The following is a 24740-nucleotide window of genomic DNA, read 5'->3' on the forward strand; positions in this document are numbered from 1 at the left end:
GGCGGAACGCGCAATAGCGTGAGGGGCGTCAAGTAATCATTTCTTCCAAGGGAGTTGGCCATGGCCGGACCGCTGACCGGAGTGCGCGTACTGGAATTCGCGGGCTCGGCGCCCACCGCGTTCGTCGGCACCGTCCTGTCCGGTCTCGGCGCCGATGTCGTACGCGTCGACAGGGCGCCCGCCGCCCCCGAGGGCGCACGGCCCCCGGAGAACCCGCTCTCCCGAGGCCGCCGTTCGGTCGCCCTGGACCTCAAGAGCCCCGAGGGGATCGAGCGGGCGCTCTCCCTCGCCGAGCACGCCGACGTCCTCGTCGAGGGCTTCCGCCCCGGCGTCGCCGACCGCCTCGGCATCGGCCCCGAGGCGGCCCTCGCCCGCAACCCGCGCCTCGTCTACGGACGGCTCAGCGGCTGGGGCGGCCAGGGCGAGTGGGCCGGACGCGCCGCCCACGACCTCGCGGTCCTCGCCCTGACCGGCGCCCTCGATACCGACCCCGCGACCGGAGCACCGGTGCCGCCCCCGACCGCGTACCTCTCCAGCTTCGCCGGGGGCGCCAACGCCCATGTGCACGGGCTGCTCGCCGCGCTCCACGAGCGGGAGCGCTCGGGCCGGGGCCAGGTCGTCGACACCGCCCTCGCGGACGGTGCCGCCCTGATCGCCACCCTGATCCACCAGTGGCGCGCGGTCCCCGGCAACCACACCGTCACCGACGCCCCGCACTACTCCTTCTACGCGGCCGCCGACGGCCTGCACCTCGCCGTCGCCGCCATCGAACCCCGGCTCTACCGGAACCTCCTGGAGCAGCTGGACCTGACGGACGGCGACGCCCTCCCCGACCGTGCCGACCCGGCCGCCTGGCCCGAGCTGCGCGCCCTGATCGCCGCCCGCTTCGCGACCCGGGACCGCGCGCACTGGGTCAAGGCCTTCGACGCCGTGGACGCCGGAGTGGCCCCGGTCCTGACCGCCGCCGAGGCGGCCGAGCACCACCAGCTGGCCGCGCGCGGAGCCTTCGTGGACGTCGGCGGGACCCTCCAGCCGGCCCCCGCCTCCCGCTTCGGCCGCACCCCGGCCGACGCCCCGGGCCGTGCCCCGCTCCCGGGCGAGCACACCGACGAGGTGTGGGCCGAGTGGGCTCAGGCCTCCAAGTAGCGCAGCACCGCCAGGATCCGCCGGCTGTAGCCGTCGGTCCGGTGCAGCTCCAGCTTGTCGAAGACGACGCCCAGGTACTTCTCCACCGCGCTCAGCGAGAGGTGCAGCTGCCGTGCGATGGCCGCGTTCGTGTACCCCTGGGCCAGCACCTCCAGGACCTCCCGCTCGCGCGGGGTGAGCCGGGCCAGGGGATCGGCGTGGGCGCTGCGCACGACGAGCTGGCGCACGACCTCCGGGTCGATCGCCGCCCCGCCCGCCTGGATCCGGTCCAGCGCGTCGAGGAACTCCTCGACCTGGGCCACTCGGTCCTTGAGGAGGTAGCCGACCCGTTCCGCGCCGGCGGCGAGCAGCCGGGCCGCGTAGCTGCGCTCGACGTACTGGGAGAGCACGAGCACCCCGGTCTCCGGCAGTCGCTCGCGGATCTCCACGGCGGCCCGCAGCCCCTCGTCGGTGTGGGTCGGCGGCATCCGGATGTCGGCGACCACGACGTCCGGGCGCCGCGCCTCCACCTCGGCGACGAGGCCCTCCGCGTCGCCGAACGCGGCGAGCACCTCATGGCCCTCCTCGACGAGCAGCCGCACCAGGCCCTCCCGCAGCAGGGTCGAGTCCTCGGCCAGGATCACGCGCACGGCAGCTCCGCGACAAGAGTGGTGGGTCCCCCGAGGGGGCTTTCGACGCGCAGGGTCCCGTCGAGCGCGGCGACCCGGCTGCGCAGCCCGGTGAGCCCGCTTCCGGCCGGGTCCGCGCCGCCCCGGCCGTCGTCCTCGACCCGCACGGTGAGCAGCGGGCCGACGCGCGCCACCCGGACGGAGACGGCGGAGGCGGAGGAGTGCTTGGCGGCGTTCGTGACCGCCTCCGACACCACGAAGTACGCGGCGGTCTCCACCGGCCGGGGCAGCGGCGCGTCCCCCGCCTCGAACAGGACGCGCAGCGGGATCGCGCAGCGCTGGGCCACCCCGCCGAGCGCCTCCTCGAGCCCGAGGCTGTCGAGGGCCGCCGGATACACCCGCCAGGCCACGTCCCGCAGCTCGGCCAGCACGTCCTGGGCCTCCCGGTGCGCCTGCCGCAGCAGGGCGTCCGCCTGCTCCGGGTCGCGCTCCCGGCCCCGCCGGGCCCGGCCGAGCAGCATGGCCAGGGCCACGAGCCGCTGCTGGACGCCGTCGTGCAGGTCGCGCTCGATCCGCCGGCGCTCGGTGTCCACGGCCTGGACCACGGCGGCCCTGCTGAGGGCGAGTTCGTCGATGCGCCGCCGCAGCAGCTCCCGCTCGGAGGGGCCGAAGCACGCGCGCGCGAGGCGGGCGTCGAGCGCGCTCAGCGCGTACAGGCCCTGGACGTCGAGGAAGAGCAGGACGCCGCCGAGCAGGAGCTGACCGAGGAGTTCGGTCCAGCCGAGCGAGCCCCGGACCAGGCCCCGGACGAGCAGCACGGCCAGGACCTCGCCGAAGACGAGGAGCCCGAGGACGATCCCGGACACGAGACCGGTGCCGACACGGGCCGCGAGGTACCGCAGGACCCGCCGGTCGGGGACCTCGTACGGGCCGGGGAACCGGTCGCCGAAGAAGAACGAGCGGCGGCCCCGCTCCAGGGCCACGAGCCGCCGGGCCCCGGCCATCAGGACCCGCCGCGCGCGGGGCCGGGTGCGGGGCCCCGGCAGGAAGGGACCGAGGACGGCCCCGGCCACCAGGAAGAAGAGCCCGCCGAGGAGGGCGGTGAGACAGCCGAGCAGGACGCCGACGAACCGCCGGCCCGCCGTAGCCTCCCCTTCGCCCCCGCGCACGGTCCCGGAGCCTAGTTCCGGCTCCGACCCCGTACAAGATCGGTGCGGTACGGGCGCGCCCTCCCCGCTCACGAGCTGCGTCGGTGCGGGGCGCGGCCCCGGGCGTGCCCGGCGACCCGGCCGCGCCCCTTGAGCCGTACGGCGAGGAACGCGGCCAGGGCCACCAGGACCAGCACCAGGACCGCCTTGGACAGCACGCCCACGTATCCCCCGACCAGGTCCCAGCGCTCCCCGAGCCAGTAGCCGGCCATGACGAGGACGCTGTTCCAGACGAGACTGCCGAGCGTCGTGAGCGCGAGGAAGACGTGCATCGGCATCCGCTCGACCCCCGCGGGGACGGAGATGAGACTGCGGAAGATCGGCACCATGCGTCCCAGGAACACGGCCTTCGTGCCGTGCCGGGCGAACCACCGCTCGGTGCGCTCCAGATCGGAGACCTTCACCAGCGGCAGCCGGGCCCAGAGCGCGTGCATCCGCCGCCGCCCGAAGAGCGCGCCGATCCAGTAGAGGGCCACCGCCCCCACCACCGAACCCAGCGTCGTCCAGAACAGCGCCGAGGCCAGACCGAGCACGCCCTGCCCGGCGGCGAAGCCGGTCAGGGGCAGGATCACCTCGCTGGGCAGCGGCGGGAAGAGGTTCTCCAGCGCGATGGCCAGCCCGGCGCCGGGGCCGCCCATCGTGTCGACGAGCCCGGCGGCCCATCCGGCGAATCCGTCGGCGGGCTCCCCGGCCAGGGCCGTGGGAAGGGACGGGTGAGAGACGAGCGCGGTGATCGGCACGGTGGGTCTCCAAGGTGACGAGCGGCTTCCCGGGACCCTCGCCCCGGCACCCCTTCACGCTAGAAATCCCAGCTCGCCCCGGGTACGGGGCTTCCCGCCCGGCCACCCTGCGGAAAACCGCAGGGGCGGCCCGGGCTCCGGCGTGGGACGGGGGCTCTCCCCGGACGGCCTACCCTTGGAGCCATGACGAGCAGCAGCGACCGGAGCACCGCAGTGAGCGTTGACGGCACCAAGACCTACGAGATCCGCACCTACGGGTGCCAGATGAACGTCCACGACTCCGAGCGGCTCTCCGGTCTGCTGGAGGAGGCGGGTTACGTCCGGGCCCCCAAGGGCGCGGACGGCGACGCCGACGTCGTCGTCTTCAACACCTGCGCGGTCCGCGAGAACGCCGACAACAAGCTGTACGGCAACCTCGGCCGGCTCGCCCCCATGAAGACCGCGCGCCCCGGCATGCAGATCGCCGTCGGCGGCTGCCTCGCCCAGAAGGACCGCGACACCATCGTCAAGAAGGCCCCCTGGGTCGACGTGGTCTTCGGCACGCACAACATCGGCAAGCTGCCGGTCCTCCTGGAGCGCGCCCGCGTCCAGGAGGAGGCGCAGATCGAGATCGCCGAGTCGCTGGAGGCCTTCCCCTCCACGCTGCCGACCCGCCGCGAGTCCGCGTACGCCGCCTGGGTCTCGATCTCCGTCGGCTGCAACAACACCTGCACCTTCTGTATCGTCCCGGCCCTGCGCGGCAAGGAGGAGGACCGCCGGCCCGGTGACATCCTCGCCGAGATCGAGGCGCTGGTCGCCGAGGGCGTCTCCGAGATCACCCTGCTCGGCCAGAACGTCAACGCGTACGGCTCCGACCTGGGCGACCGCGAGGCCTTCAGCAAGCTGCTGCGCGCCTGCGGCGAGATCGAGGGCCTGGAGCGCGTCCGCTTCACCTCCCCCCACCCCCGCGACTTCACGGACGACGTCATCGCGGCCATGGCCGAGACGCCGAACGTCATGCCGCAGCTGCACATGCCGCTCCAGTCCGGCTCGGACTCGATCCTCCGGGCGATGCGCCGCTCCTACCGGCAGGAGCGTTTCCTCGGCATCATCGAGAAGGTCCGGGCGTCCATCCCGCACGCCGCGATCTCCACCGACATCATCGTGGGCTTCCCCGGCGAGACCGAGGAGGACTTCGAGCAGACCATGCACACCGTCCGCGAGGCCCGCTTCGCGAACGCCTTCACCTTCCAGTACTCCAAGCGCCCCGGCACCCCCGCGGCCACCATGGAGGGCCAGATCCCGAAGGAGGTCGTGCAGGCGCGCTACGAGCGCCTCGTCGCCCTCCAGGAGGAGATCTCCTGGGAGGAGAACAAGAAGCAGGTCGGCCGCACCCTGGAGGTCATGGTCGCGGAGGGCGAGGGCCGCAAGGACGGCGAGACCCACCGCCTCTCCGGCCGCGCCCCCGACAACCGGCTCGTCCACTTCACCAAGCCGGCCGAGGAGGTCCGTCCCGGCGACGTGGTGACGGTCGAGATCACCTACGCGGCCCCGCACCACCTGCTCGCGGAGGGCGAGGTCTCCTCGGTCCGCCGCACGCGCGCGGGCGACGCCTGGGAGAAGCGCACGGCCGCGCCGAAGCAGACGGGTGTCCTCCTGGGCCTCCCGAAGATCGGCGCCCCGGCCCCCCTCCCGACCCCGACCGCCCCGGCCTGCGGCAACCACTGACCCACCACCGGGACGGCGCCCCTCCCGCACAGGCCGGGGCGGTGCCCACCCCGCGCCCCCGTGTGGGCGATCGTCCCGCTGGGCGAGGGGGTCCCCCCTGCTCGAGCGAAGCCGAGAGCTTGGGGGAGGGTGGGCACACGGGACGGCGCCCTTTCGCGGCGCCTCCGCCTTCCGCGCCTGGACCCGCACCACTTTGCGCGGCGCGCATCCGGTGCGGGTCCAGGCGCGGGAGCCTCTGGCGCCGCCCCGGTGGGCGCGGCGCGGAGCCGACCCCCGCAGGCGGCGACGCGCGCGCACCCCCGCCCAGTAGGCTGCGGATCATGCTTGTCGCCGCAGCCGTCTGCCCCAGCCCCCCGCTCCTCGTCCCCGACGTCGCGACCGGCGCCGCCCCCGAGCTGGACGCCGCGCGTGCGGCGTGCGCGGATGCCGTCGGGCTGCTCGCGGCCGCCCGTCCCGACCGGCTGTACGTCGTCGGGCCCGCCGACGAGGGCGCGCACGGCGGTTACCCGGCCGGCGCGACGGGCTCCTTCGCCGGTTTCGGAGTGGACCTCTCCGTACGGCTCGGCGCGGAATCCCCCCAGGACCAGGCCCAGGCCCGGACCCAGGGTGAAGACGACCGCCCCCTGCCCCTCTCCCTCACCGTCGGCGCCTGGCTCCTGGCCCGCGCCGGCTGGGCCGACGCCCCGATCGAGGGCCTGGGCGTGGCCGCCTCGACGACGGCGGACGTCTGCGCCGGGACCGGCCGGGAACTCGCCGCCTCCGCCGAGCGCGTCGCCCTCCTCGTACTGGGCGACGGCAGTGCCTGCCGGACGGTGAAGGCCCCCGGCTACCTGGACGAGCGGGCCGCCGGTTTCGACGCGGAGGCGGCCCGGGCCCTGGGCGCGGCCGACGTGACGGCGCTGCTCGCGCTGGACGCCGGGCTCGCGGCCGAGCTGAAGGCGGCCGGCCGCGCCTCCTGGCAGGTGCTGGCGGGTGCGGCGGAGGGCGCCGGGCTCGACGGCCGGCTGCTCTTCGAGGACGCCCCGTACGGCGTGGGGTACTTCGTCGCGGCCTGGTCCTGAGGGACGGCGGGGACGGCGGGAACGAGAACGGCGGACGGCCGCGGAGCGCGATGCTCCGCGGCCGTCCGCCGTGCGGAGGGACTGCCGACGACGCGGCCGTCAGGCGGTCGGCGGCGGCGGCGTCACGCCACCGCTCGCGGGCGTGCCGTCGCTCCCGGGCGTGCCACCGCTCCCGGGTGTGCCGTCGTCCTTGTGACCGATCCGGTCGATGGCGCCCTTCGCCTTGTCCGTACCGGTGTGGATCTTGTCGCTGTACTTGCCCTTGGTCTTCTCGTCGACCAGCTTCGCGGCCTTGTCCAGGCCGTGGTCGATCTTCTCGCCGTGCTGCTGCGCGAGGTCGGCGACCTTGTCCTTGGCGGGGGCGAGCTTGGCCTTCAGCGAATCCATGAGACCCATGGAGCACCTTCCCTCCGCGGACCTGTGGGGTCCGTGTTCCGTGTAGTGCGTTCCGCGTCCTGCTTCTTCCGGAGAAGGATGGCGAAAACGCCCATATCCACCCCATAGAGTACTCGGACGGAAGAGATCCGTGGCGGTCGGCGGCCGGGATCCGAGATGGTCCACGGCCGGAGCCCCGCCCGGGTGACGAAGCCGGACGGGGTCGTTTCGCGGCTCGTTCGGGGGCAGGCCGGGAGGTTTGCGAGACTGGGACGGTGAGAAGCGCAGCTCCCGCCCCGCGGGTCATCGCCGTCGTCGGCCCCACGGCAGCCGGAAAGTCCGATCTGGGTGTATTCCTGGCCCAGCAGCTCGGCGGCGAGGTCGTCAACGCCGACTCGATGCAGCTCTACCGGGGGATGGACATCGGCACCGCCAAGCTGACGCCGGAGGAGCGCGGCGGCATCCCGCACCACCTCCTCGACGTCTGGGACGTGACCGAGGCCGCCAGCGTCGCCGAGTACCAGCGCCTCGCGCGCGCCGAGATCGACCGGCTGCTCGCCGCCGGCCGCACCCCGGTCCTCGTCGGCGGTTCCGGACTGTACGTGCGGGGGGCCGTCGACGCCCTCGAGTTCCCCGGCACCGACCCCGCCGTCCGGGCCCGCCTGGAGGCCGAGCTGGAGGAGCGCGGCTCCGGCGCCCTGCACGTCCGGCTCGCCGCGGCGGACCCCGAGGCGGCCCGCGCGATCCTGCCCGGCAACGGACGCCGCATCGTCCGGGCCCTGGAGGTGATCGAGATCACCGGCAAGCCCTTCACCGCCAACCTGCCGGGTCCCGACTCCGTCTACGACACCGTCCAGATCGGCGTCGACGTGGCCCGCCCCGAGCTCGACGAGCGGATCGCCACGCGTGTGGACCGCATGTGGGAGGCCGGTCTCGTCGACGAGGTGCGGGCCCTGGAGGCACGGGGGCTGCGCGAGGGACGCACGGCGGCCCGCGCCCTGGGCTACCAGCAGGTTCTCGCGGCGCTCGCGGGGGAGTGCACCGAGGACGAGGCGCGCGCGGAGACCGTGCGGGCCACGAAGCGCTTCGCGCGGCGCCAGGATTCGTGGTTCCGCCGCGACCCGCGGGTGCACTGGCTCAGCGGAGCCGCCGATCACCGGGAGGAACTCCCGGGGGAGGCGCTGTCGTTGGTCGAACGAGCGGTTACAGCCTGATCACGTGATGGCATCGGGACGCACTGCCCGTCATTTCGGCGGTCATGAGCGTGCCATCATCGAGCATCGATCGACCAAGTGGAGTCCGAGTGGGGAGGGCGCGTGGCGATGGAGGCCGGCCCTCGCGACAGAGAACAGCACGAGGCGGCCCTGGGTGACCCGACGGCGGATCCGTCGGGCGACACGCCGGGCCATCCGACGGACGACGCTCCCGTCGGGACCCCGGGGCTGACCCCGGACGGACCCGACGACGCCGTGGGCACCGCCGTCGAGGTCGACGCCGACGAGGTCGAGGTCGAGCTGCGCCCCCAGCGCCGGCTGCGGATCTGGCAGCTCGCCCCGATCGTGGGCCTGGCCGCCCTCGGCTCGCTGATGTTCGCCTTCCCCCTCGCCTTCGGTTCGGGCGACGGCGGCGCCGTCGTCGCCATGCTGGGACTGCTCATCAGCTCCTGCGCGGCGGGCTGGGGCATGATGGCCGCCCGCAAGGTCGGCTACACCTGGCCGGGACTTCCGCAGCGCGGCTCGGGCGAGCGCCCGGACTGGCGCTTCCTCGTCCTGTACGTGTCGACGATCGCGGCCCTGGTCGCCCTCGCGGTCTGGCGCGTCGCCCGCCTGCGCTGAGCCCCGGCACGGGCCCGCCCCCGCACGGAACGCGACCCCGCTCCACGGACCCCGCCCCTGCCCCGCCCGCGCTGAACACGGCCTCGTCCCCTCCGCGGCCAGGCCCGCCCCGCCCCGCCCCGTTTTGCGCCGGCCCGCGCGAAACGGGGTCCCGTCGCGGCCGCGCCCCGGCCCGGCCCCGGCGGAATCGGGCCCGGGGCTCAGGGGACCCGAGCGCGCCCCTCCCCGTGGGGCCCGGTCCGTGGACGGGGCGGTCCGGTGTCGGGCCCGACCCGTACAGTTGATCGCGTGACCAGCACGCAGACCTCGCCGATCCCCTTCCTCAAGGGCCACGGCACCGAGAACGACTTCGTGATCGTCCCCGACGCGGAGAACGCCGTCGACCTGCCCCCCGCCGTCGTGGCGCGCCTCTGCGACCGGCGGGCCGGCATCGGGGGCGACGGGCTGCTGCACGTCGTGCGCAGCGCCGCCCACCCCGACGCCCGCCACCTGGCCGACGAGGCCGAGTGGTTCATGGACTACCGCAACGCCGACGGCTCCGTCGCCGAGATGTGCGGGAACGGCGTCCGGGTCTTCGCCCGCTACCTGGAGCACGCGGGGCACGTCACCGCGGGCGAGGTCGCGGTCGCCACCCGGGGCGGAGTCAAGCACGTCCACCTGGACAAGGACGGTTCCGTCACCGTCGCCATGGGCCGCGCGGTGCTCCCCGAGGCCGGCGTCACCGTCACCGTCGACGGCCGCAGCTGGCCCGCGCGCAACGTGAACATGGGGAACCCGCACGCGGTCGCCTTCGTCGAGGACCTCTCCCACGCGGGGACCCTGTACGACGAGCCGCCGTACGCGCCCGCCGAGGTCTACCCGGACGGGGTGAACATCGAGTTCGTCGCCGACCGCGGCCCCCGCCACGTCGCCATGCGGGTCCACGAGCGCGGCGCGTCCGAGACCCGCTCCTGCGGCACCGGCGCCTGCGCCGTCGCCGTCGCCACCGCCCGCCGGGACGGCGTCGACCCCGCCGAGAGCGGCACCCCCGTCACGTACACCGTCGACGTGCTCGGCGGGACCCTCGTCATCACCGAGCACCCCGACGGCCGGATCGACATGACGGGCCCCGCCGTCATCGTCGCCGAAGGCACCGTCGACCCGACGTGGCTGAACCCGGCGACGTGATCGCGCGCGACGGAATCGAAACTGTCAACGACTGATTTATCGCTCGAATGGGTGATCCCTTTCACGCTGAGCGAGAGCGTGACTGCGCCGCGTGGTGGGGTCGGTAGCATCAAGCACCGGCCCCCCGGGCACGCCTGGCCCGCCCACCGCCGGTCGATGTTGCCGGAGGTGCCCCATGAGCGCAGAGGCCACCAACCCCGAGGCCGCCCCCACCGACGTGACCGTCCGCAGACGCGGACGGGCCCGGATCGACCTGCGCCGCCTCGGCCGCGCCGCCCTGCTGAACGCCACCGCGGGCCCGGCGCCCCGTGACCGGCTGCCCGACGCCATCGGCCATGTGGCGGAGGCCCACCGGGCCCACCACCCCGAGGCCGACCTGACGGTGCTCGGCCGGGCGTACGTCCTCGCCGAGTCCTCGCACCGCGGCCAGTTCCGCAAGAGCGGCGAGCCGTACATCACCCACCCGCTCGCGGTCACCCTCATCCTCGCCGAACTCGGCGCGGAGACCACCACCCTGACCGCCTCCCTCCTCCACGACACCGTCGAGGACACCGAGGTGACGCTCGATCAGGTCCGCCGCGAGTTCGGCGACGAGGTCGCCTACCTCGTCGACGGCGTCACCAAGGTCGAGAAGATCGACTACGGCGCCGCCGCCGAGCCCGAGACCTTCCGCAAGATGCTCGTCGCCACCGGCAGCGACGTCCGGGTCATGTCGATCAAGCTCGCCGACCGCCTCCACAACATGCGCACCCTCGGCGTGATGCGCCCCGAGAAACAGGCCAGGATCGCCAAGGTCACCCGGGACGTCCTCATCCCGCTCGCCGAGCGGCTCGGCGTCCAGGCCCTCAAGACCGAGCTGGAGGACCTGGTCTTCGCGATCCTCCACCCCGAGGAGTACGAGACCACCCGCGCGCTCGTCGCGGACCACCCCGGCGCCGTCGACGAGCTCGGCGCCGTCGCCGAGCAGGTCACCGCCGTCCTGCGCGAGGCGGGCATCGGCGCCGAGGTCCTCGTCCGCCCCCGGCACTTCGTCTCCGTCCACCGCATCCGCCTCAAGCGCGGCGAGCTGCGCGGCTGCGACTTCGGGCGGCTCCTCGTCCTCGTCGCCGAGGACGCCGACTGCTACGGGGTCCTCGGCGAGCTCCACACCTGTTTCACGCCGGTGATCTCCGAGTTCAAGGACTTCATCGCCGCCCCCAAGTTCAACCTCTACCAGTCGCTGCACACCGCGATCGCGGCCCCCGACGGCGCCGTCGCCGAGGTCCTCATCCGGACCCACCGCATGCACAAGGTCGCCGAGGCCGGAGTCGTCGCCCTCGGCAACCCCCACGTGGGCCAGGAACCGGACGGCACCGCCCCGCCGACCGAGGACGGCGAGCGCGTCGACCCCACCCGCCCCGGCTGGCTCTCCCGCCTCCTCGACTGGCAGCAGTCCGCCCCCGACCCCGACACCTTCTGGACCTCGCTCCGCGCCGACCTCGCCGAGGACGACGAGATCACCGTCTTCCGCGCCGACGGCAGCGCCCCCGGCACGATCAGCCTGCCCGTCGGCGCCAGCTGCGTCGACGCCGCGTACGCGCAGCACGGCGAGGCCGCCCACGCCTGCCTCGGCGCCCGCGTCAACGGCCGCCTCGCACCGCTGAGCACCGTCCTCGGCGACGGCGACACCGTCCAGCTGCTGCTCGCCCAGGACACCGTCTCCGGGCCGTCCCCCGACTGGCTGGACCACGCCCGCACCCCCGCCGCCCGGATCGCGATCACCGGCTGGCTCCGGGCCCACCCCGAGAGCGCCGCGCCCCCCGCCCCCACCGGCACCCGCCCGCAGGTCAGCGTCCCCGCCGACCGCCGCTCCGGCGCCGAGCTCCACGCCGACCTCGACGGCGAGCCGCCCGCGGCCGTCCGCCCGGCGGGCTGCTGCACCCCCGTACCGCCCGACGAGATCACCGGCTTCCGCGTGCGCGGCGGATCGGTCACCGTCCACCGGGCCCGCTGCTCCGCCGCCGACGCCATGCGCGACCTCGGCCGCGAGCCCGTCGCCGTCCGCTGGGGCGACACCGCCCAGGGCAGGGTCACCCTCGTCGCCGAGTCCTTCGGGCGACCCGGGCTGCTCGCCGACCTCACCGAGGCCATCGCCACCTTCGGCGCCGCCGTCGTCTCGGCGAACGTCGAGCCGCCCACCGAGCAGCGGGTCCGCCACACGTACACCCTCCAGCTCCCCGACACGGCCGGCCTCGCCGCCCTCATGAAAGCCATGCGGGACGTCCCCGGCGTGTACGACGTCAGCCGCGCCCGCCACGCGCGGGGCCTGGGCTGACCTCGCCCCTCCGGGGGCCGGTACTCGCGCGGCCTGGGCCGACGTGGCTCCTCGGGGCGGCCCGAGCCGGCGCCGTTCCTCAGGGACCGCCACGCGCGGCCCGAGCCGGCGACGCCACGCGCGGCCCGAGCCGGCGACGCCCCTTCGGGTGACCGCCACTCGCGGCCCCGGCCGACGACCCCCTTCGGGTGGCCGGCGCGCGCGCCGCCCCGGTGTGCGGCGGCGGTCCTGGTAGCCGTAGGGCCATTCCTCCGGAAAGGCCCTGGCCCATGCCGCTCGTCCGAACGTCCCCGCCCCGCGCCCGGTGGCTCCGCTCCGCCGTCCTGGTCGCCGCCTCGGCCGGACTCGTCGCCGCCGCCCTGCCCGCCCCCGCGCCGCTCGGCATCGGGGACCCGCTCTTCCCCCACCTCGGCAACCCCGGCTACGACGTCCTCGCCTACACGCTCGACCTCACCTACCCGGGGGTGAACACCAAGCCCCTCGCCGCCGTCACCCGGATCGACGCCCGCGCCACCGAGGACCTGGAGCGGCTCAACCTCGACTTCACCCACGGCACGGTCTCCGCCGTCACCGTCGACGGCCTGCCCGCCGAGTACACCACCAGCGGCGAGGACCTGGTCGTCACCCCCCTCGTCCCGATCGACGCCGGCGAGGACGTCGCGATCACCGTCACCCACACCAGCGACCCCACCGGCCCCGCCTCCACCGGCGGCTGGGTCCGCACCGGCGACGGCCTCGCCATGGCCAACCAGGCCGACGCCGCCCACCGGGTCTTCCCCTCCAACGACCACCCCTCGGACAAGGCCCGGTTCACCTTCCGGGTCACCGCCCCCAGCGAGCTCACCGTCGTCGCCAACGGACTCCCCGAGGGCCGCGTCGACCACGGCGCCACCACCACCTGGACGTACCGCACCCGGCACCCCATGGCCACGGAGCTCGCCCAGATCTCCATCGGCCGCTCCACCGTCGTCCACCGCGAGGGCCCCCACGGGCTGCCCGTACGGGACGTGGTGGCCACCGCCGACCGGCAGCTCATGGAGCCCTGGCTGCGCCGCACCCCCGGTCACCTGGAGTGGATGGAGCGGCAGGTCGGCCCGTACCCCTTCGAGACGTACGGCGTGCTCGTCGCCGACGCCGACACCGGCTTCGAGCTGGAGACCCAGACCCTCTCGCTCTTCGAGCGCGGGATCTTCACCCAGCCCGCCTACCCCGAGTGGTACGTCGACGCCGTCATGGTCCACGAGCTCGCCCACCAGTGGTTCGGCGACAGCGTCTCGCCCCGCGCCTGGTCCGACCTGTGGCTCAACGAGGGACACGCCAGCTGGTACGAGGCGCTGTACGCCGAGGAGACCGCCGGCAAGTCCATGGAGCAGCGCATGAAGGCCGCCTACGCCGCCTCCGACGGCTGGCGCGCCGCCGGCGGCCCGCCGGCCGCTCCGGAGCCCCCCTCGCCCGGCCACAAGATCAGCCTCTTCCGGCCCGTCGTCTACGACGGCAGCTCCCTCGTCCTCTACGCGCTCCGCCAGACGATCGGCACCGAGGCCTTCCGGACCCTGGAGCGCCGCTGGGTCGCCGAGCACCGGGACGGGACCGCCACCACCGCCGACTTCATCGCGCTGGCCGGCGAGGTCGCGGGCCGGGACCTCACCGCCTTCTTCCACGGCTGGCTGTACGAGGCGAAGACCCCCGCGATGCCCGGGCGCCCGGACTGGCGCAGCCGTCCCGTCGAGGCCGCGAGGACCGCGCCGAAACCCGGGTGACGGGCCCGGTGGGGCCGTGACACCATCTTCAGGTCGGCGACGCGGCCGGTTCCTCCGGCCGACGCGGCCGGGCGCGGGAATCTTCCGGCGCCCGCAGGCGTTGTGACCGGCACAGACACACATCTCCTCATCGACGTAAGGACCCAATGACCTCCTCTTCTTCCCCTTCCCAGGACAAGCAGAGCTTCGCGGAGACGAGCCGTACCGAGAGCCTTCGGGCCGATGCCCTGATGGAAGAGGACGTCGCCTGGAGCCACGAGATCGACGGAGAGCGGGACGGCGACCAGTTCGACCGCTCCGAGCGTGCGGCGCTGCGCCGTGTCGCGGGCCTCTCCACCGAGCTCGAGGACGTCACCGAGGTCGAGTACCGCCAGCTGCGCCTCGAGCGCGTCGTGCTGGTCGGTGTCTGGACCTCCGGGACGGTGCAGGACGCGGAGAACTCCCTCGCGGAGCTCGCGGCCCTCGCCGAGACGGCGGGCGCCCTCGTGCTCGACGGCGTGATCCAGCGCCGCGACAAGCCGGACCCGGCCACCTTCATCGGCTCGGGCAAGGCGCGCGAGCTGCGCGACATCGTGCTCGAGACCGGCGCCGACACCGTCGTCTGCGACGGCGAGCTCAGCCCCGGCCAGCTCATCGCCCTCGAAGACGTCGTCAAGGTGAAGGTGGTCGACCGGACCGCCCTCATCCTCGACATCTTCGCCCAGCACGCCAAGTCCCGAGAGGGCAAGGCGCAGGTCGCGCTCGCGCAGATGCAGTACATGCTGCCGCGACTGCGCGGCTGGGGTCAGTCGCTCTCCCGTCAGATGGGTGGCGGCGGCGGTGGCGGCATGGCCACCCGTGGTCCCGGTGAGACCAAGATCGAGACCGACCGGCGCCGCATCCGCGAGAAGATGGCGAAGATGCGCCGGGAGATCGCGGAGATGAAGACCGGCCGCGACATCAAGCGGCAGGAGCGCCGCCGGAACAAGGTGCCCTCGGTCGCCATCGCCGGATACACCAACGCCGGCAAGTCCTCCCTGCTCAACCGTCTGACCGGCGCGGGCGTCCTCGTGGAGAACGCCCTGTTCGCCACCCTCGACCCGACCGTCCGCCGGGCCGAGACGCCCACCGGCCGGGTCTACACCCTGGCCGACACCGTCGGCTTCGTCCGGCACCTGCCGCACCACCTGGTCGAGGCGTTCCGCTCCACCATGGAGGAGGTCGGCGAGTCCGACCTCATCCTGCACGTGGTGGACGGCTCGCACCCCGCCCCGGAGGAGCAGCTGGCCGCCGTGCGCGAGGTCTTCCGCGACGTCGGCGCGGTGAACGTGCCGGAGATCGTCGTCGTCAACAAGGCCGACGCGGCGGACCCGCTGACCCTCCAGCGCCTGCTGCGGATGGAGAAGCACTCCATCGTGGTCTCGGCCCGTTCGGGCCAGGGCATCGACGAGCTGCTCGCGCTCATCGACCGGGAGCTGCCGCGCCCGGAGGTCGAGCTGGAGGTCCTCGTGCCGTACACCCAGGGCGGCCTCGTCTCGCGGGTGCACGCCGAGGGCGAGGTGGAGTCCGAGGAGCACACCCCGGAGGGCACCCTGCTCAAGGCCCGGGTGCACGAGGAACTGGCGGCGCTGCTCGCGCCGTACGTTCCGGCCGCGCACTGACGCCGTACGGTCCGGCGCACTGACGAACGGCGAAGGCGCCGGCTCCCCCTTCCGGGGGGAGCCGGCGCCTTCTGCTGTCCTGCCGTGTCCCTCTCGGCGCGTCAGCGGGCGAACTTCTTGCTGACCATCTCGTGGACGGCCTTGGCGCCGCGGCCCAGCTGCGGTCCGGCGAGCCAGCCGTTGCCGCCGGCCGGACCGATCGAGGTGTTCGACACGAGCGCCGTCCTGCCGTTCGGCAGCACGCGGAACCAGCCGCCGCCCGAGGAACCGCCGGTCATCGTGCACCCGATCCGGTACATGGTCGGCGTGGCCGGGGCCGTGGTGAGACGCGTGGGCCGGTCGAGGCACTTGTGCATGATCATGCCGTTGTACGGCGGCGCCGCCGGGTAGCCCCAGGCGCCCATCGTGCCGGACTGCGCGGCCGTCGGCGCGGAGAAGTCGACCGGCAGGGCGTTGCCGACGGTCTCCTCCAGCGACTTCGAACCGCGCTCGGGCTGCACGTGCAGCACGGCGTAGTCGTACGGCCAGGCCTGGTTGGTGCCGCCCGCGTTGATCCACTCGCCCGAGGTCACCGCCCAGTCGGCCCAGAACTGACCGTACGGGTACACCTCGTGCGGCTGCGCGTTCTGCAGCGCGGCGGGGGACTTGCCCAGGTCGTTGAAGGCCGGGACGAAGGCGATGTTGCGGTACCAGCCGCCCCTCTTGCCCGCGTGGACGCAGTGTCCGGCCGTCCAGACCAGGTTCGACTTCCCGGGGTGGCGCGGGTCCTTCACGATGGTGCCGGAGCAGACCATGTGGCCCTCGGGCGCGTCGAAGAAGATCTTGCCGACCGGGGCCGCGTAGTCGTGGTACGGCGTCTTCTCGCGCTGCGCCCTGACGGGCCGGGGCGTCGGGTCGGTGCCGCCGGTGCCGGCCTGCGCGGTGATCGTCTGGTCCGGGCTCTTCGCCGACTGCATGCGCGGCGGGTCCCAGAGCCCCTCGATCACCGGGTTGACGAAGTCCTCGGCCTCACGCAGCCACTTGTCGCGGTCCCAGTTCTTCCACTCGCCCTGCTTCCACTCGTCCAGGTCGACGCCGTGCTTCTTGAGCCTGTCGGCCAGGTCCTTGGTGAGGTCGGCGCCGGCGTCGCCGCCGTCGGCCGCGGGCGCGGAGCTGCTCGCCCCGGCGGTCGGCCTGCCGTCGGCAGGGGTCTCGGTGGGGCCGCAGGCCGTGGCGGTCAGCGTGAGCGCGGTGACCAGACCGAGGGCGGCGGGTAGGAGTCGTACGGAACGCATGGATGTATTCCCCGTTGGTATTGCCATGGACGTGTCATGAGCGGTGCACAGTATGCCGGTCGGACCGGACACGGGGGAGGCGGGACCCCGGGGCCCCGCCTCCGTACCCGCCGTGCCTACTGGCCGGCGTACTTCTTGCTGACCTCGTCGAAGACGGCCTTGGCCTCGGGACCGAAGCGCGGACCCGCGAGCCAACCGGCCGTCGACGGGCCGATCGAGGTGTTCGACACCAGCGCCGGCTTGCCGTCGCCGCCCTCGGCGACCCAACCGCCGCCGGAGGAACCACCGGTCATCGTGCAGCCGATCCGGTACATCGTCGGCTGCTCCGCCTTCAGGGACAGCCGACCCGGCTTGTCCTGGCACTGGAACATCTTCTGACCGTCGAACGGCGGCGCCGCCGGGAAACCGGTCGCCGTCATGCTCGCGATCTTCGGCACGGCGGGGGCGTTGAACTCCACCGGGAGCGCCGAACCGACCGTCTCCTCCAGCGACTTGCCCGAGGATCCCTTCTCCGGCGTCACCTTGATGACCGCGAAGTCGTAGGGAGCGCCGGCGCCGCCGGTGGACGCGCCCTCGGCGATCCACTGGTCGGAGGTCTTGACCCAGTCCGCCCACCACACGCCGTACGGGGCGATCTGCTGCCGCGTCGCCTTCTCCAGCGCCGAGGTCTCCATCGCCGAGTCGTTGTACGAGGGCACGAAGGCGATGTTGCGGTACCAGCCGCCCTGCTTGCCCTTGTGCACGCAGTGACCGGCCGTCCAGACCAGGTTGGACTTGCCCGGGTGCGCGGGGTCCTTCACCACCGTGGCCGAGCAGACCATCGAGCCCTCGGGGCCGTCGAAGAAGACCTTGCCGGACTCGGGGGCGTTGTCGTGGTACTTCGCCGCCACGGCCTTCGCCTTCACCGGCTCCGGAGTCGGGTCGGTGACGCCCTTGTCGCCCGAGATGTCCTCCTCCTCGACCGGCTTGTCGGGACGCTCGGCCTCGCGCATCCGGTCCGGGTCCCAGAGGTCCTCGATGATCGGGTTGACGAAGTCCTTGGCCTCACGGAGCCACTTGTCGCGGTCCCAGTTCTTCCACTCGCCGTTGCGCCACTTGTCGAGGTCTATCCCGTGTTCCTTCAGGCGGTCCTTCAGGTCCTGCGGAATCTTGATCTTGTCCGGGTCCAGGCTCACGGGAGCGACGGGCTTGTCTCCCGCGTTCTCCTCGCTCGGACCGCAGGCCGTGACGGTGAGCGTCAGCGCCGCGACGGCGGAAGCCGCCATCAGCAGCGGACGAATCGATCGCATCTGGTGATCCCCCTGGGACTACGTCAACGTGTGCAATGTGCGTGGGCGAACGGCGGCCGGGTCCTCGCGGACACGACCGACGGCCCCCACTATGCCGGTGCCGGAGGGGACGGTACGCGCCCCACCGGCGGTTCCGGGCACCGTTCAGCCGTTGCCGTGCCGTGATCCGGGACACGCCAAGTTCCTTCCCTCCGGCCCGTGATCCCCGGCAGTCCCCGTCGTTGGTACGGACGGGGGACACAACGGCGGCGTTCGGGACGGCCTTTGCGACGGCTCCGCGACGCCCCGATGTGCAACGCAACTGTTACAGCGGGAGGACACCGAGCCGTGGCCGTGACCGAATCAGCTCCGGCCGTCCCACCGGCCGCGCGCACGCAGAGCCGGCCGGCGGACCCAGGGGACGGGTACGAGGGCATCCTGCGCCGCCAGTCCCAGCGCGAGTCCGCCGCCCGCACCTACGCCCGCTCCCTGCCGATCGTTCCCGTGCGGGCCCGGGGGCTGACCATCGAGGGCGCCGACGGCCGCCGTTACCTCGACTGCCTGTCCGGTGCCGGGACACTCGCCCTCGGCCACAACCACCCCGTGGTCCTGGAAGCCATCAGGAAGGTCCTCGACTCGGGCGCGCCCCTCCACGTCCTCGACCTCGCCACCCCCGTCAAGGACGCCTTCACCTCCGAACTGTTCGCCACCCTCCCCGGCGCGCTCGCCGACGACGCCCGCATCCAGTTCTGCGGGCCCGCGGGCACGGACGCGGTCGAGGCGGCCCTGAAACTCGTCCGAACCGCCACCGGCCGGAGCGGGCTCCTCGCCTTCACCGGCGCCTACCACGGCATGACGGCCGGAGCCCTCGACGCCTCCGGCGGAGCGACCGACGTCCGCGTCACCCGGCTGCCCTACCCGCAGCAGTACCGCTGCCCCTTCGGCGTCGGCGGCGAGCGCGGCGACGAACTCGCCGCCCGCTGGACCGAGAGCCTCCTCGACGACCCCAAGAGCGGCGTCACCACCCCCGCCGGAATGATCGTCGAGGCCGTCCAGGGCGAGGGCGGGGTCGTCCCCGCCCCCGACGACTGGATGCGCCGGATGCGCCGGATCACCGCAGACCGCTCCATCCCCCTCGTCGTCGACGAGGTCCAGACCGGCGTCGGCCGCACCGGGGCCTTCTGGGCCGTCGAACACAGCGGCGTCGTGCCCGACGTGATGGTCCTCTCCAAGGCCATCGGCGGCTCCCTCCCGCTCGCGGTCATCGTCTACCGGCCGGAACTCGACGCCTGGGAACCGGGCGCCCACGCCGGCACCTTCCGCGGCAACCAACTCGCCATGGCCGCCGGCACGGCCACCCTCGCGTACGTCCGCGAGAACAAGCTCGCCGAACGGGCCGGCACCCTCGGCGCCCGGATCCTCGGCCGGCTCCAGGGCCTCGCCTCCGCCCACCCCTGCGTCGGCGACGTCCGCGGCCGGGGCCTGATGATCGGCGTCGAACTCGTCGATCCCGACGCGGCCGGGCCGGACGACTCCGTCCCGCCCCCCGCCCCCGCGCTTGCCTTCGCCGTCCAGCAGGAGTGCCTCGCCCGCGGACTCATCGTCGAACTCGGCGGCCGCCACTCCGCCGTGGTCCGGCTCCTGCCCCCGCTCACCCTCACCGACGAGCAGGCCACCGCGGTCCTGGACCGCTTCGCCGACGCCCTGGCCGCGGCCGAGCGGGCCCACACCCCCCACCCGCCCGCCTCCCGTCGGGCCACGGCCCCCCGGAACGCCTCCGGCCCGTCCCACTGACCCGGACCGCCCCGGCCCCACCCCCAAGGAAGCCCCCGTGAACGCCACCCCCACCCCCTCGGCCCCCACCACCGACCGCCCCCACCCCATCGCCCCCCACCCGGAACCGCCCCACCCCACGGAGCCCCTCCACTCCGATGCCCTCCACGCGGAGGCCCTCCGCTCCGAGGCCCTCCGCTCCGAGGCCTTCCGCTCCGAGGTCCGCTACGCGGAGCCCCCTCGCTCCGAGGCCCTCCACGCGGAGGCCCTCCACTCCGAGCCCCGTCACGGGGAGACCTTCCACGGGGCGGCCCGTCACGGGGAGGCCATCCGCCCCGAAGGCCCCCATACGGCGTCCCTTCCCGTGGGGGCCCTCCACTCCGTGGCCCCCCACGTCGAGCGTCGGGGTGCCCCGGGGCGGGAGCCCGGGCCGGATCCGGTCGGCTCCGACGAGCCCACCGTCCCCCGCCAGCACCCCGGGCCGTACGAGCCCCGGCCCCTTCGCCCGGCCGACACCCCCGACCCGCTGGACGACCCCGACCCGCAGCGCGCCGCCGACGCCGCCGCCGTCGAGAACCTCCTCCGCTGCTGGGTCCGGGAGAAGAACCTGCCGGCCCCCGGAGCCACCACCCTGCGCATCCCCCTCGACGCCAGCGGCACCGCCCTCCTCGTCCCCGTCCGCTACTGGTCACCCACCGGCTGGCACCGCTTCGGCGCCCCCGCTCTCGAAGGACTCCCGGCCACGGCGCCGGCCGCCGACGCCGTCACGGTGGCCGCCCTGCTCAGCCGGGAGACGGGCCGCTCCGAGGGCACCGATCTCGTCGGCCGCGTCGCCGATTCCGCCCGCCGCACCGCCGACTTCCTCACCGAACGCCGCCGCAGGCCCGAGCCGCACCCGGACGCCGACTTCTTCCTCGCCGCCGAACAGTCCCTGCTGCTCGGCCACCCGCTCCACCCGACCCCCAAGAGCCGCGAAGGACTCTCCGAGGCCGAGGGCCGGCTCTACTCACCCGAACTGCACGGCTCCTTCCCCCTCCACTGGTTCGCCGTCGACCGCACCGTCCTCGCCGCCGACTCCGCCTGGACCGAACAGGGCCGGCCCGTCACCGCCGAGCAGCTCGCCGCCGGACTCGCCGAAGGACTCGCCCTCCCCGCCGGCACCACCCCCCTCCCCCTGCACCCCTGGCAGGCCCGCGAACTCCTGCACCGCCCCGACGTCCGCGCCCTCCTGGACGCGGGCCTCCTCCACGACCTGGGTCTCCACGGAACCCCCTGGCACCCCACCTCCTCCGTCCGCACCGTGCACCGCCCCGGCGCCCGCGCCATGCTCAAGCTCTCCCTCGGCCTGCGCATCACCAACTCCCGCCGCGAGAACCTCCGCAAGGAACTCCACCGCGGCGTCGAGGTCCACCGGCTGCTCCGCACCGGCCTCGTCGACGAGTGGCAGGCCGCCCACCCGAGCTTCGACATCGTCCGCGACCCCGCCTGGCTCGCCGTCGACGCCCCGGACGGCACCCCCGTCCCCGGCCTCGACGTCATGATCCGCCACAACCCCTTCGGTCCCGGCGACGACGCCGTCTGCATCGCCTCCCTCACGGCCCCCCGCCCCTGGCCCGGAGCCACCACCATGCGCTCCCGGCTCGCCAACGTCATCGGACGGCTCTCCGCCCGCACCGGCCGGCCCACGACCGCCGTCGCCGCCGAGTGGTTCCTCCGCTACCTCGACCAGGTCGTCCGCCCCGTCCTCTGGCTCGACGGCCACGCCGGCATCGCCCTGGAGGCCCACCAGCAGAACACCCTGGTGCTCCTGGACCCGGCCGGCTGGCCGATCGGCGGCCGCTACCGCGACAACCAGGGCTACTACTTCCGCGAGTCCCACCGGGGCGAGCTGGAGAGCCGCCTCCCCGGCATCGGCGACGACAGCGACACCTTCGTCTCCGACCAGGTCACCGACGAGCGCTTCGCCTACTACCTCGGCATCAACAACGTCCTCGGTCTCATCGGCGCGTTCGGCGCCCAGCACCTCGCCGACGAACGCGTCCTGCTCGCCGCCTTCCGCAGCTTCCTCACCTCCGCCACCAGCCTCGGCTCCCCCCTCCCGCACCGGCTCCTGGAAGCCGCCACCCTGCGCAGCAAGGCCAACCTCCTCACCCGCCTGCACGGCCTGGACGAGCTCGTCGGACCCGTCGACACCCAGTCCGTCTACGTCACCGTCACCAACCCCCTCCGTACCTGAACCCGCGCCGGCGCCGTCCCACGCCCGCCCCGACCGCACCGCCGAGAGGAGAGCGACACCGTGTCACCCACCCGCCCACCGGTCGACCCGCCGGGGGATGACACCCTGAACCTCAGGGTCGACGACCTCGTCGCCCTCCTCGACGGCGATCTGCTCGACTCCGTCGCCGCCTGGGGGCCCGTCGACACCCCCGTCGGCTCCTTCCGGCTCGTACCCGTGCGCCTCGAACGGGACCTGCCGCTGCTCACCCGATGGATGAACGACCCCGCCGTCGCCGCCTTCTGGGAGCTCGCCGGACCCGACACGGTCACCGCCGAACACGTCCGCGCCCAACTCGAGGGCGACGGCCGGAGCGTCCCCTGCCTCGGCGTCCTCGACGGCACACCCATGAGCTACTTCGAGATCTACCGCGCCGACCTCGACCCGCTCGCCCGCCACTACCCGGCGCTTCCCCACGACACGGGTGTCCATCTGCTCGTCGGAGGCGTCACCGACCGGGGCCGTGGCGTCGGAACCACGCTGCTGCGCGCCGTCGCCGATCTGGTCCTCGACCACCGTCCCCGCTGCACCCGCGTCGTCGCCGAACCCGACATCCGCAACACCCCCTCCGTCTCCGCGTTCCTCAGCGGCGGCTTCCGCTACGCGGCGGAAGTCGACCTTCCCGACAAAAGGGCCGCCCTCATGATCCGTGACCGGGCCCTACGTCACGTTCTGTGAACCGTTCCTTTCTCATACGCACCGCTCGGCCCACAGCGGTGCCCACCCCGAGGAGTCCTCGTGTCGACATCCCCTGCACCTCATGACTCCGCACCATCCACCCCGGCCGTCCCGGCTCCCACGAAGAGCCCCGTCCCGGTCCCCGAACTGCTCGCGCCCCCCGAACTGAACGCCGCAGCCTGGACGAGGGCGTCCTCCCGTCTCCTCGCCAAGGCCCTCTCCGAGTTCGCCTACGAGGAGATCGTCGAACCCGTGCCCACCGACGACGGCGAGCCCGACCGCCACGCGCTACGGCTCGACGACGGCACCACACTCACCTTCCGTGCCCGCCGAGGGGCCTACGGCAGCTGGCACGTCACCGCCGGCTCGATCACCCACGAGGGCCGGCCCCTCACCGACCCCTTCGACTTCCTGGCCCGCGCCCGTCACCTCCTCCGACTCGACGGCGCCACCCTCGGCCATCTGATCCGCGAACTCTCCGCCACCCTCACCGCCGACGTCCGCCTCGACCACACGGCGCTCACCGCCGACCGGCTCGCCGAGCTCTCCTACGCGGAACTCGAAGGCCACCAGACCGGCCACCCCTGGCTCGTCCTCAACAAGGGACGCATCGGCTTCTCCGCCACCGACGCCGCCCACTGGGCCCCCGAGGCGCGCCGCGCGACCCGGCTGCCGTGGATCGCCGTCAGCAACCGCCTCGCCGCCTACCGCGGCGTGGCGGGCCTGGAGACCCCCGACCGCCTCTACGCCCGGGAGCTCGACCCCGACGTCCACGAAGCCTTCCGGGCCGCCCTGACCGCCCGCGGCCACGACCCCGACGGCTACCTCCTGCTGCCCGTCCACCCCTGGCAGTGGGACGAGGTCCTGCTCCCGCTCTACGCCCCGGCCGTCGCCGCCGGGACCGTCGTCCCGCTCCCCGCCGACGGCGACCTCCGGCTGCCGCAGCAGTCCGTCCGCACCTTCCTCAACACCAGCCGCCCCGACCGGCACACCGTCAAGCTGCCCCTGTCGGTGCTCAACACCCTCGTCTGGCGCGGACTGCCCACCGAGCGGACCCTCGCCGCACCCGCCGTGACCGCCTGGGTCCACGGCCTGCGCGAAGCCGACCCGTTCCTGCGGGACGAGTGCGGAGTGATCCTCCTCGGCGAGGTCGCCTCCGTCACGGTCGAACACCCCCTGTACGACCGGCTTCCCGAAGTCCCGTACCAGTACAAGGAGCTGCTCGGCGCGATCTGGCGCGAGCCGCTGAGGCTGCCCCCGGGAGAGCGGGCCCGCACCCTCGCCTCGCTCCTCCACACCGACCCGGAAGGCCGGGCGTTCGTCGCCGAGCTCGTCGAGCGCTCCGGGCTCGCCCCCGCAGTCTGGCTCCAGCACCTCTTCACCGCTCTGCTCCCCCCGCTGCTGCATTTCCTCTACCGGTACGGCACGGTCTTCTCGCCCCACGGCGAGAACGCCATCGTCGTGTACGACGGTGACGACGTCCCGGTCCGACTGGCGATCAAGGACTTCGTCGACGATGTGAACATCAGTGCCCAGCCGCTCCCCGAACACGCCACCCTCCCGGATGATGTCCGCGACGTCCTGTTGACGGAGGAGCCCGGATTCCTGACCCAGTTCATCCATGCGGGGCTCTTCGTCGGCGTCTTCCGCTACCTGGCGCCCCTCTGCGAGGAACAACTCGGCGTACCCGAGGAGGACTTCTGGGGGCTCGTCCGCGCCGAGATCCTGCGGTACCAGGCACGCTTCCCCGAGCTGAAGGAACGGTTCGAGCTCTTCGACCTCCTGACCCCGCGGATCGAGCGGCTCTGCCTCAACCGCAACCGTCTGCACCTGGACGGCTACCGGGACCGGCCCGACCGCCCGCACGCTGCCGTCCACGGGACCGTCCCCAACCCCCTCGCGTGACCCGGC

19 protein-coding genes are annotated in these 24740 nt (G+C 73.7%); 13 read left to right on the forward strand and 6 right to left on the reverse strand.

Translation table 11 applies throughout. The annotated features are described in order from the left end of the window. Positions 1 to 60: 60 nt before the first annotated feature. Positions 61 to 1146, forward strand: coding sequence for a CaiB/BaiF CoA transferase family protein (locus ACFYUZ_RS30425; protein WP_389314603.1), 1086 nt, complete (start codon positions 61 to 63; stop codon positions 1144 to 1146). On the opposite strand, the gene ACFYUZ_RS30430 is transcribed toward ACFYUZ_RS30425, so the two are convergent. The 3 genes from ACFYUZ_RS30430 to ACFYUZ_RS30440 form a co-directional block, all read right to left on the reverse strand. Next, on the reverse strand, positions 1131 to 1775 hold the full coding sequence (locus tag ACFYUZ_RS30430) for a response regulator (RefSeq protein ID WP_389314604.1): 645 nt from the start codon (positions 1773 to 1775) through the stop codon (positions 1131 to 1133). The genes ACFYUZ_RS30425 and ACFYUZ_RS30430 overlap by 16 nt on opposite strands. After that, the gene (locus ACFYUZ_RS30435) at positions 1766 to 2923 is read right to left on the reverse strand and encodes a sensor histidine kinase (protein WP_389314606.1); all 1158 of its coding nucleotides are present in this window, start codon (positions 2921 to 2923) and stop codon (positions 1766 to 1768) included. The genes ACFYUZ_RS30430 and ACFYUZ_RS30435 overlap by 10 nt, the downstream gene beginning before the upstream one ends. Positions 2924 to 2991: 68 nt before the next feature. Beyond that, a complete protein-coding gene (locus ACFYUZ_RS30440; protein ID WP_389314608.1) occupies positions 2992 to 3702 on the reverse strand; it encodes a DedA family protein in 711 nt (236 codons plus the stop codon). 183 nt (positions 3703 to 3885) lie between these two features. Between ACFYUZ_RS30440 and miaB the strand changes: the two genes are divergently transcribed. Beyond that, entirely contained in the window at positions 3886 to 5409 is a 1524-nt protein-coding gene (gene miaB / locus ACFYUZ_RS30445; protein WP_389314610.1) for a tRNA (N6-isopentenyl adenosine(37)-C2)-methylthiotransferase MiaB, read from the forward strand. A 320-nt stretch (positions 5410 to 5729) separates the two neighbouring features. Next, complete coding sequence (locus ACFYUZ_RS30450) at positions 5730 to 6470, forward strand: class III extradiol dioxygenase subunit B-like domain-containing protein (protein WP_389314612.1); 741 nt, start codon at positions 5730 to 5732, stop codon at positions 6468 to 6470. 99 nt (positions 6471 to 6569) lie between these two features. On the opposite strand, the gene ACFYUZ_RS30455 is transcribed toward ACFYUZ_RS30450, so the two are convergent. Further along, positions 6570 to 6866 carry an antitoxin gene (locus ACFYUZ_RS30455; protein WP_389314614.1) on the reverse strand — a complete coding sequence of 99 codons (297 nt, stop codon included), beginning with the start codon at positions 6864 to 6866 and terminating at the stop codon, positions 6570 to 6572. 254 nt (positions 6867 to 7120) lie between these two features. Here ACFYUZ_RS30455 and miaA point away from each other — a divergent pair, with 254 nt between their 5' ends. The 6 genes from miaA to hflX all read left to right on the forward strand — a co-directional run bounded on the left by miaA (position 7121) and on the right by hflX (position 15561). Beyond that, positions 7121 to 8059 carry a tRNA (adenosine(37)-N6)-dimethylallyltransferase MiaA gene (gene miaA, locus ACFYUZ_RS30460; RefSeq protein ID WP_389314616.1) on the forward strand — a complete coding sequence of 313 codons (939 nt, stop codon included), beginning with the start codon at positions 7121 to 7123 and terminating at the stop codon, positions 8057 to 8059. Positions 8060 to 8167: 108 nt separating this feature from the next. After that, positions 8168 to 8680 carry a hypothetical protein gene (locus ACFYUZ_RS30465; RefSeq protein WP_389314843.1) on the forward strand — a complete coding sequence of 171 codons (513 nt, stop codon included), beginning with the start codon at positions 8168 to 8170 and terminating at the stop codon, positions 8678 to 8680. Between the two features lie 288 nt (positions 8681 to 8968). Further along, positions 8969 to 9847, forward strand: a complete 879-nt coding sequence (gene dapF, locus ACFYUZ_RS30470; RefSeq protein WP_389314618.1) for a diaminopimelate epimerase — start codon at positions 8969 to 8971, stop codon at positions 9845 to 9847. 175 nt (positions 9848 to 10022) lie between these two features. Further along, complete coding sequence (locus ACFYUZ_RS30475) at positions 10023 to 12161, forward strand: RelA/SpoT family protein (protein WP_389314620.1); 2139 nt, start codon at positions 10023 to 10025, stop codon at positions 12159 to 12161. A gap of 269 nt (positions 12162 to 12430) precedes the next feature. Next, on the forward strand, positions 12431 to 13921 hold the full coding sequence (locus tag ACFYUZ_RS30480; RefSeq protein ID WP_389314622.1) for a M1 family metallopeptidase: 1491 nt from the start codon (positions 12431 to 12433) through the stop codon (positions 13919 to 13921). Between the two features lie 146 nt (positions 13922 to 14067). After that, positions 14068 to 15561 carry a GTPase HflX gene (gene hflX, locus ACFYUZ_RS30485; RefSeq protein WP_389314624.1) on the forward strand — a complete coding sequence of 498 codons (1494 nt, stop codon included), beginning with the start codon at positions 14068 to 14070 and terminating at the stop codon, positions 15559 to 15561. A gap of 101 nt (positions 15562 to 15662) precedes the next feature. Here the strand turns inward: hflX and ACFYUZ_RS30490 are convergent, their stop codons facing one another. Both ACFYUZ_RS30490 and ACFYUZ_RS30495 read right to left on the reverse strand, forming a co-directional pair. Further along, a complete protein-coding gene (locus ACFYUZ_RS30490) occupies positions 15663 to 16835 on the reverse strand; it encodes a trypsin-like serine peptidase (RefSeq protein ID WP_389314626.1) in 1173 nt (390 codons plus the stop codon). A 116-nt stretch (positions 16836 to 16951) separates the two neighbouring features. After that, entirely contained in the window at positions 16952 to 18124 is a 1173-nt protein-coding gene (locus ACFYUZ_RS30495; RefSeq protein WP_389314628.1) for a trypsin-like serine peptidase, read from the reverse strand. 327 nt (positions 18125 to 18451) lie between these two features. Here ACFYUZ_RS30495 and ACFYUZ_RS30500 point away from each other — a divergent pair, with 327 nt between their 5' ends. The 4 genes from ACFYUZ_RS30500 to ACFYUZ_RS30515 all read left to right on the forward strand — a co-directional run bounded on the left by ACFYUZ_RS30500 (position 18452) and on the right by ACFYUZ_RS30515 (position 24734). Next, entirely contained in the window at positions 18452 to 19897 is a 1446-nt protein-coding gene (locus ACFYUZ_RS30500; protein WP_389314630.1) for a diaminobutyrate--2-oxoglutarate transaminase family protein, read from the forward strand. Positions 19898 to 20240: 343 nt separating this feature from the next. Beyond that, entirely contained in the window at positions 20241 to 22112 is a 1872-nt protein-coding gene (locus tag ACFYUZ_RS30505; RefSeq protein WP_389314844.1) for an IucA/IucC family protein, read from the forward strand. 60 nt (positions 22113 to 22172) lie between these two features. Then, the gene (locus ACFYUZ_RS30510; protein ID WP_389314632.1) at positions 22173 to 22829 is read left to right on the forward strand and encodes a GNAT family N-acetyltransferase; all 657 of its coding nucleotides are present in this window, start codon (positions 22173 to 22175) and stop codon (positions 22827 to 22829) included. Between the two features lie 60 nt (positions 22830 to 22889). Beyond that, the gene (locus ACFYUZ_RS30515; protein WP_389314634.1) at positions 22890 to 24734 is read left to right on the forward strand and encodes an IucA/IucC family protein; all 1845 of its coding nucleotides are present in this window, start codon (positions 22890 to 22892) and stop codon (positions 24732 to 24734) included. Positions 24735 to 24740: the final 6 nt, after the last annotated feature.

Origin of the sequence: Streptomyces sp. NPDC004266 (assembly GCF_042874095.1) — a bacterium.
GTDB lineage: Bacteria > Actinomycetota > Actinomycetes > Streptomycetales > Streptomycetaceae > Streptomyces.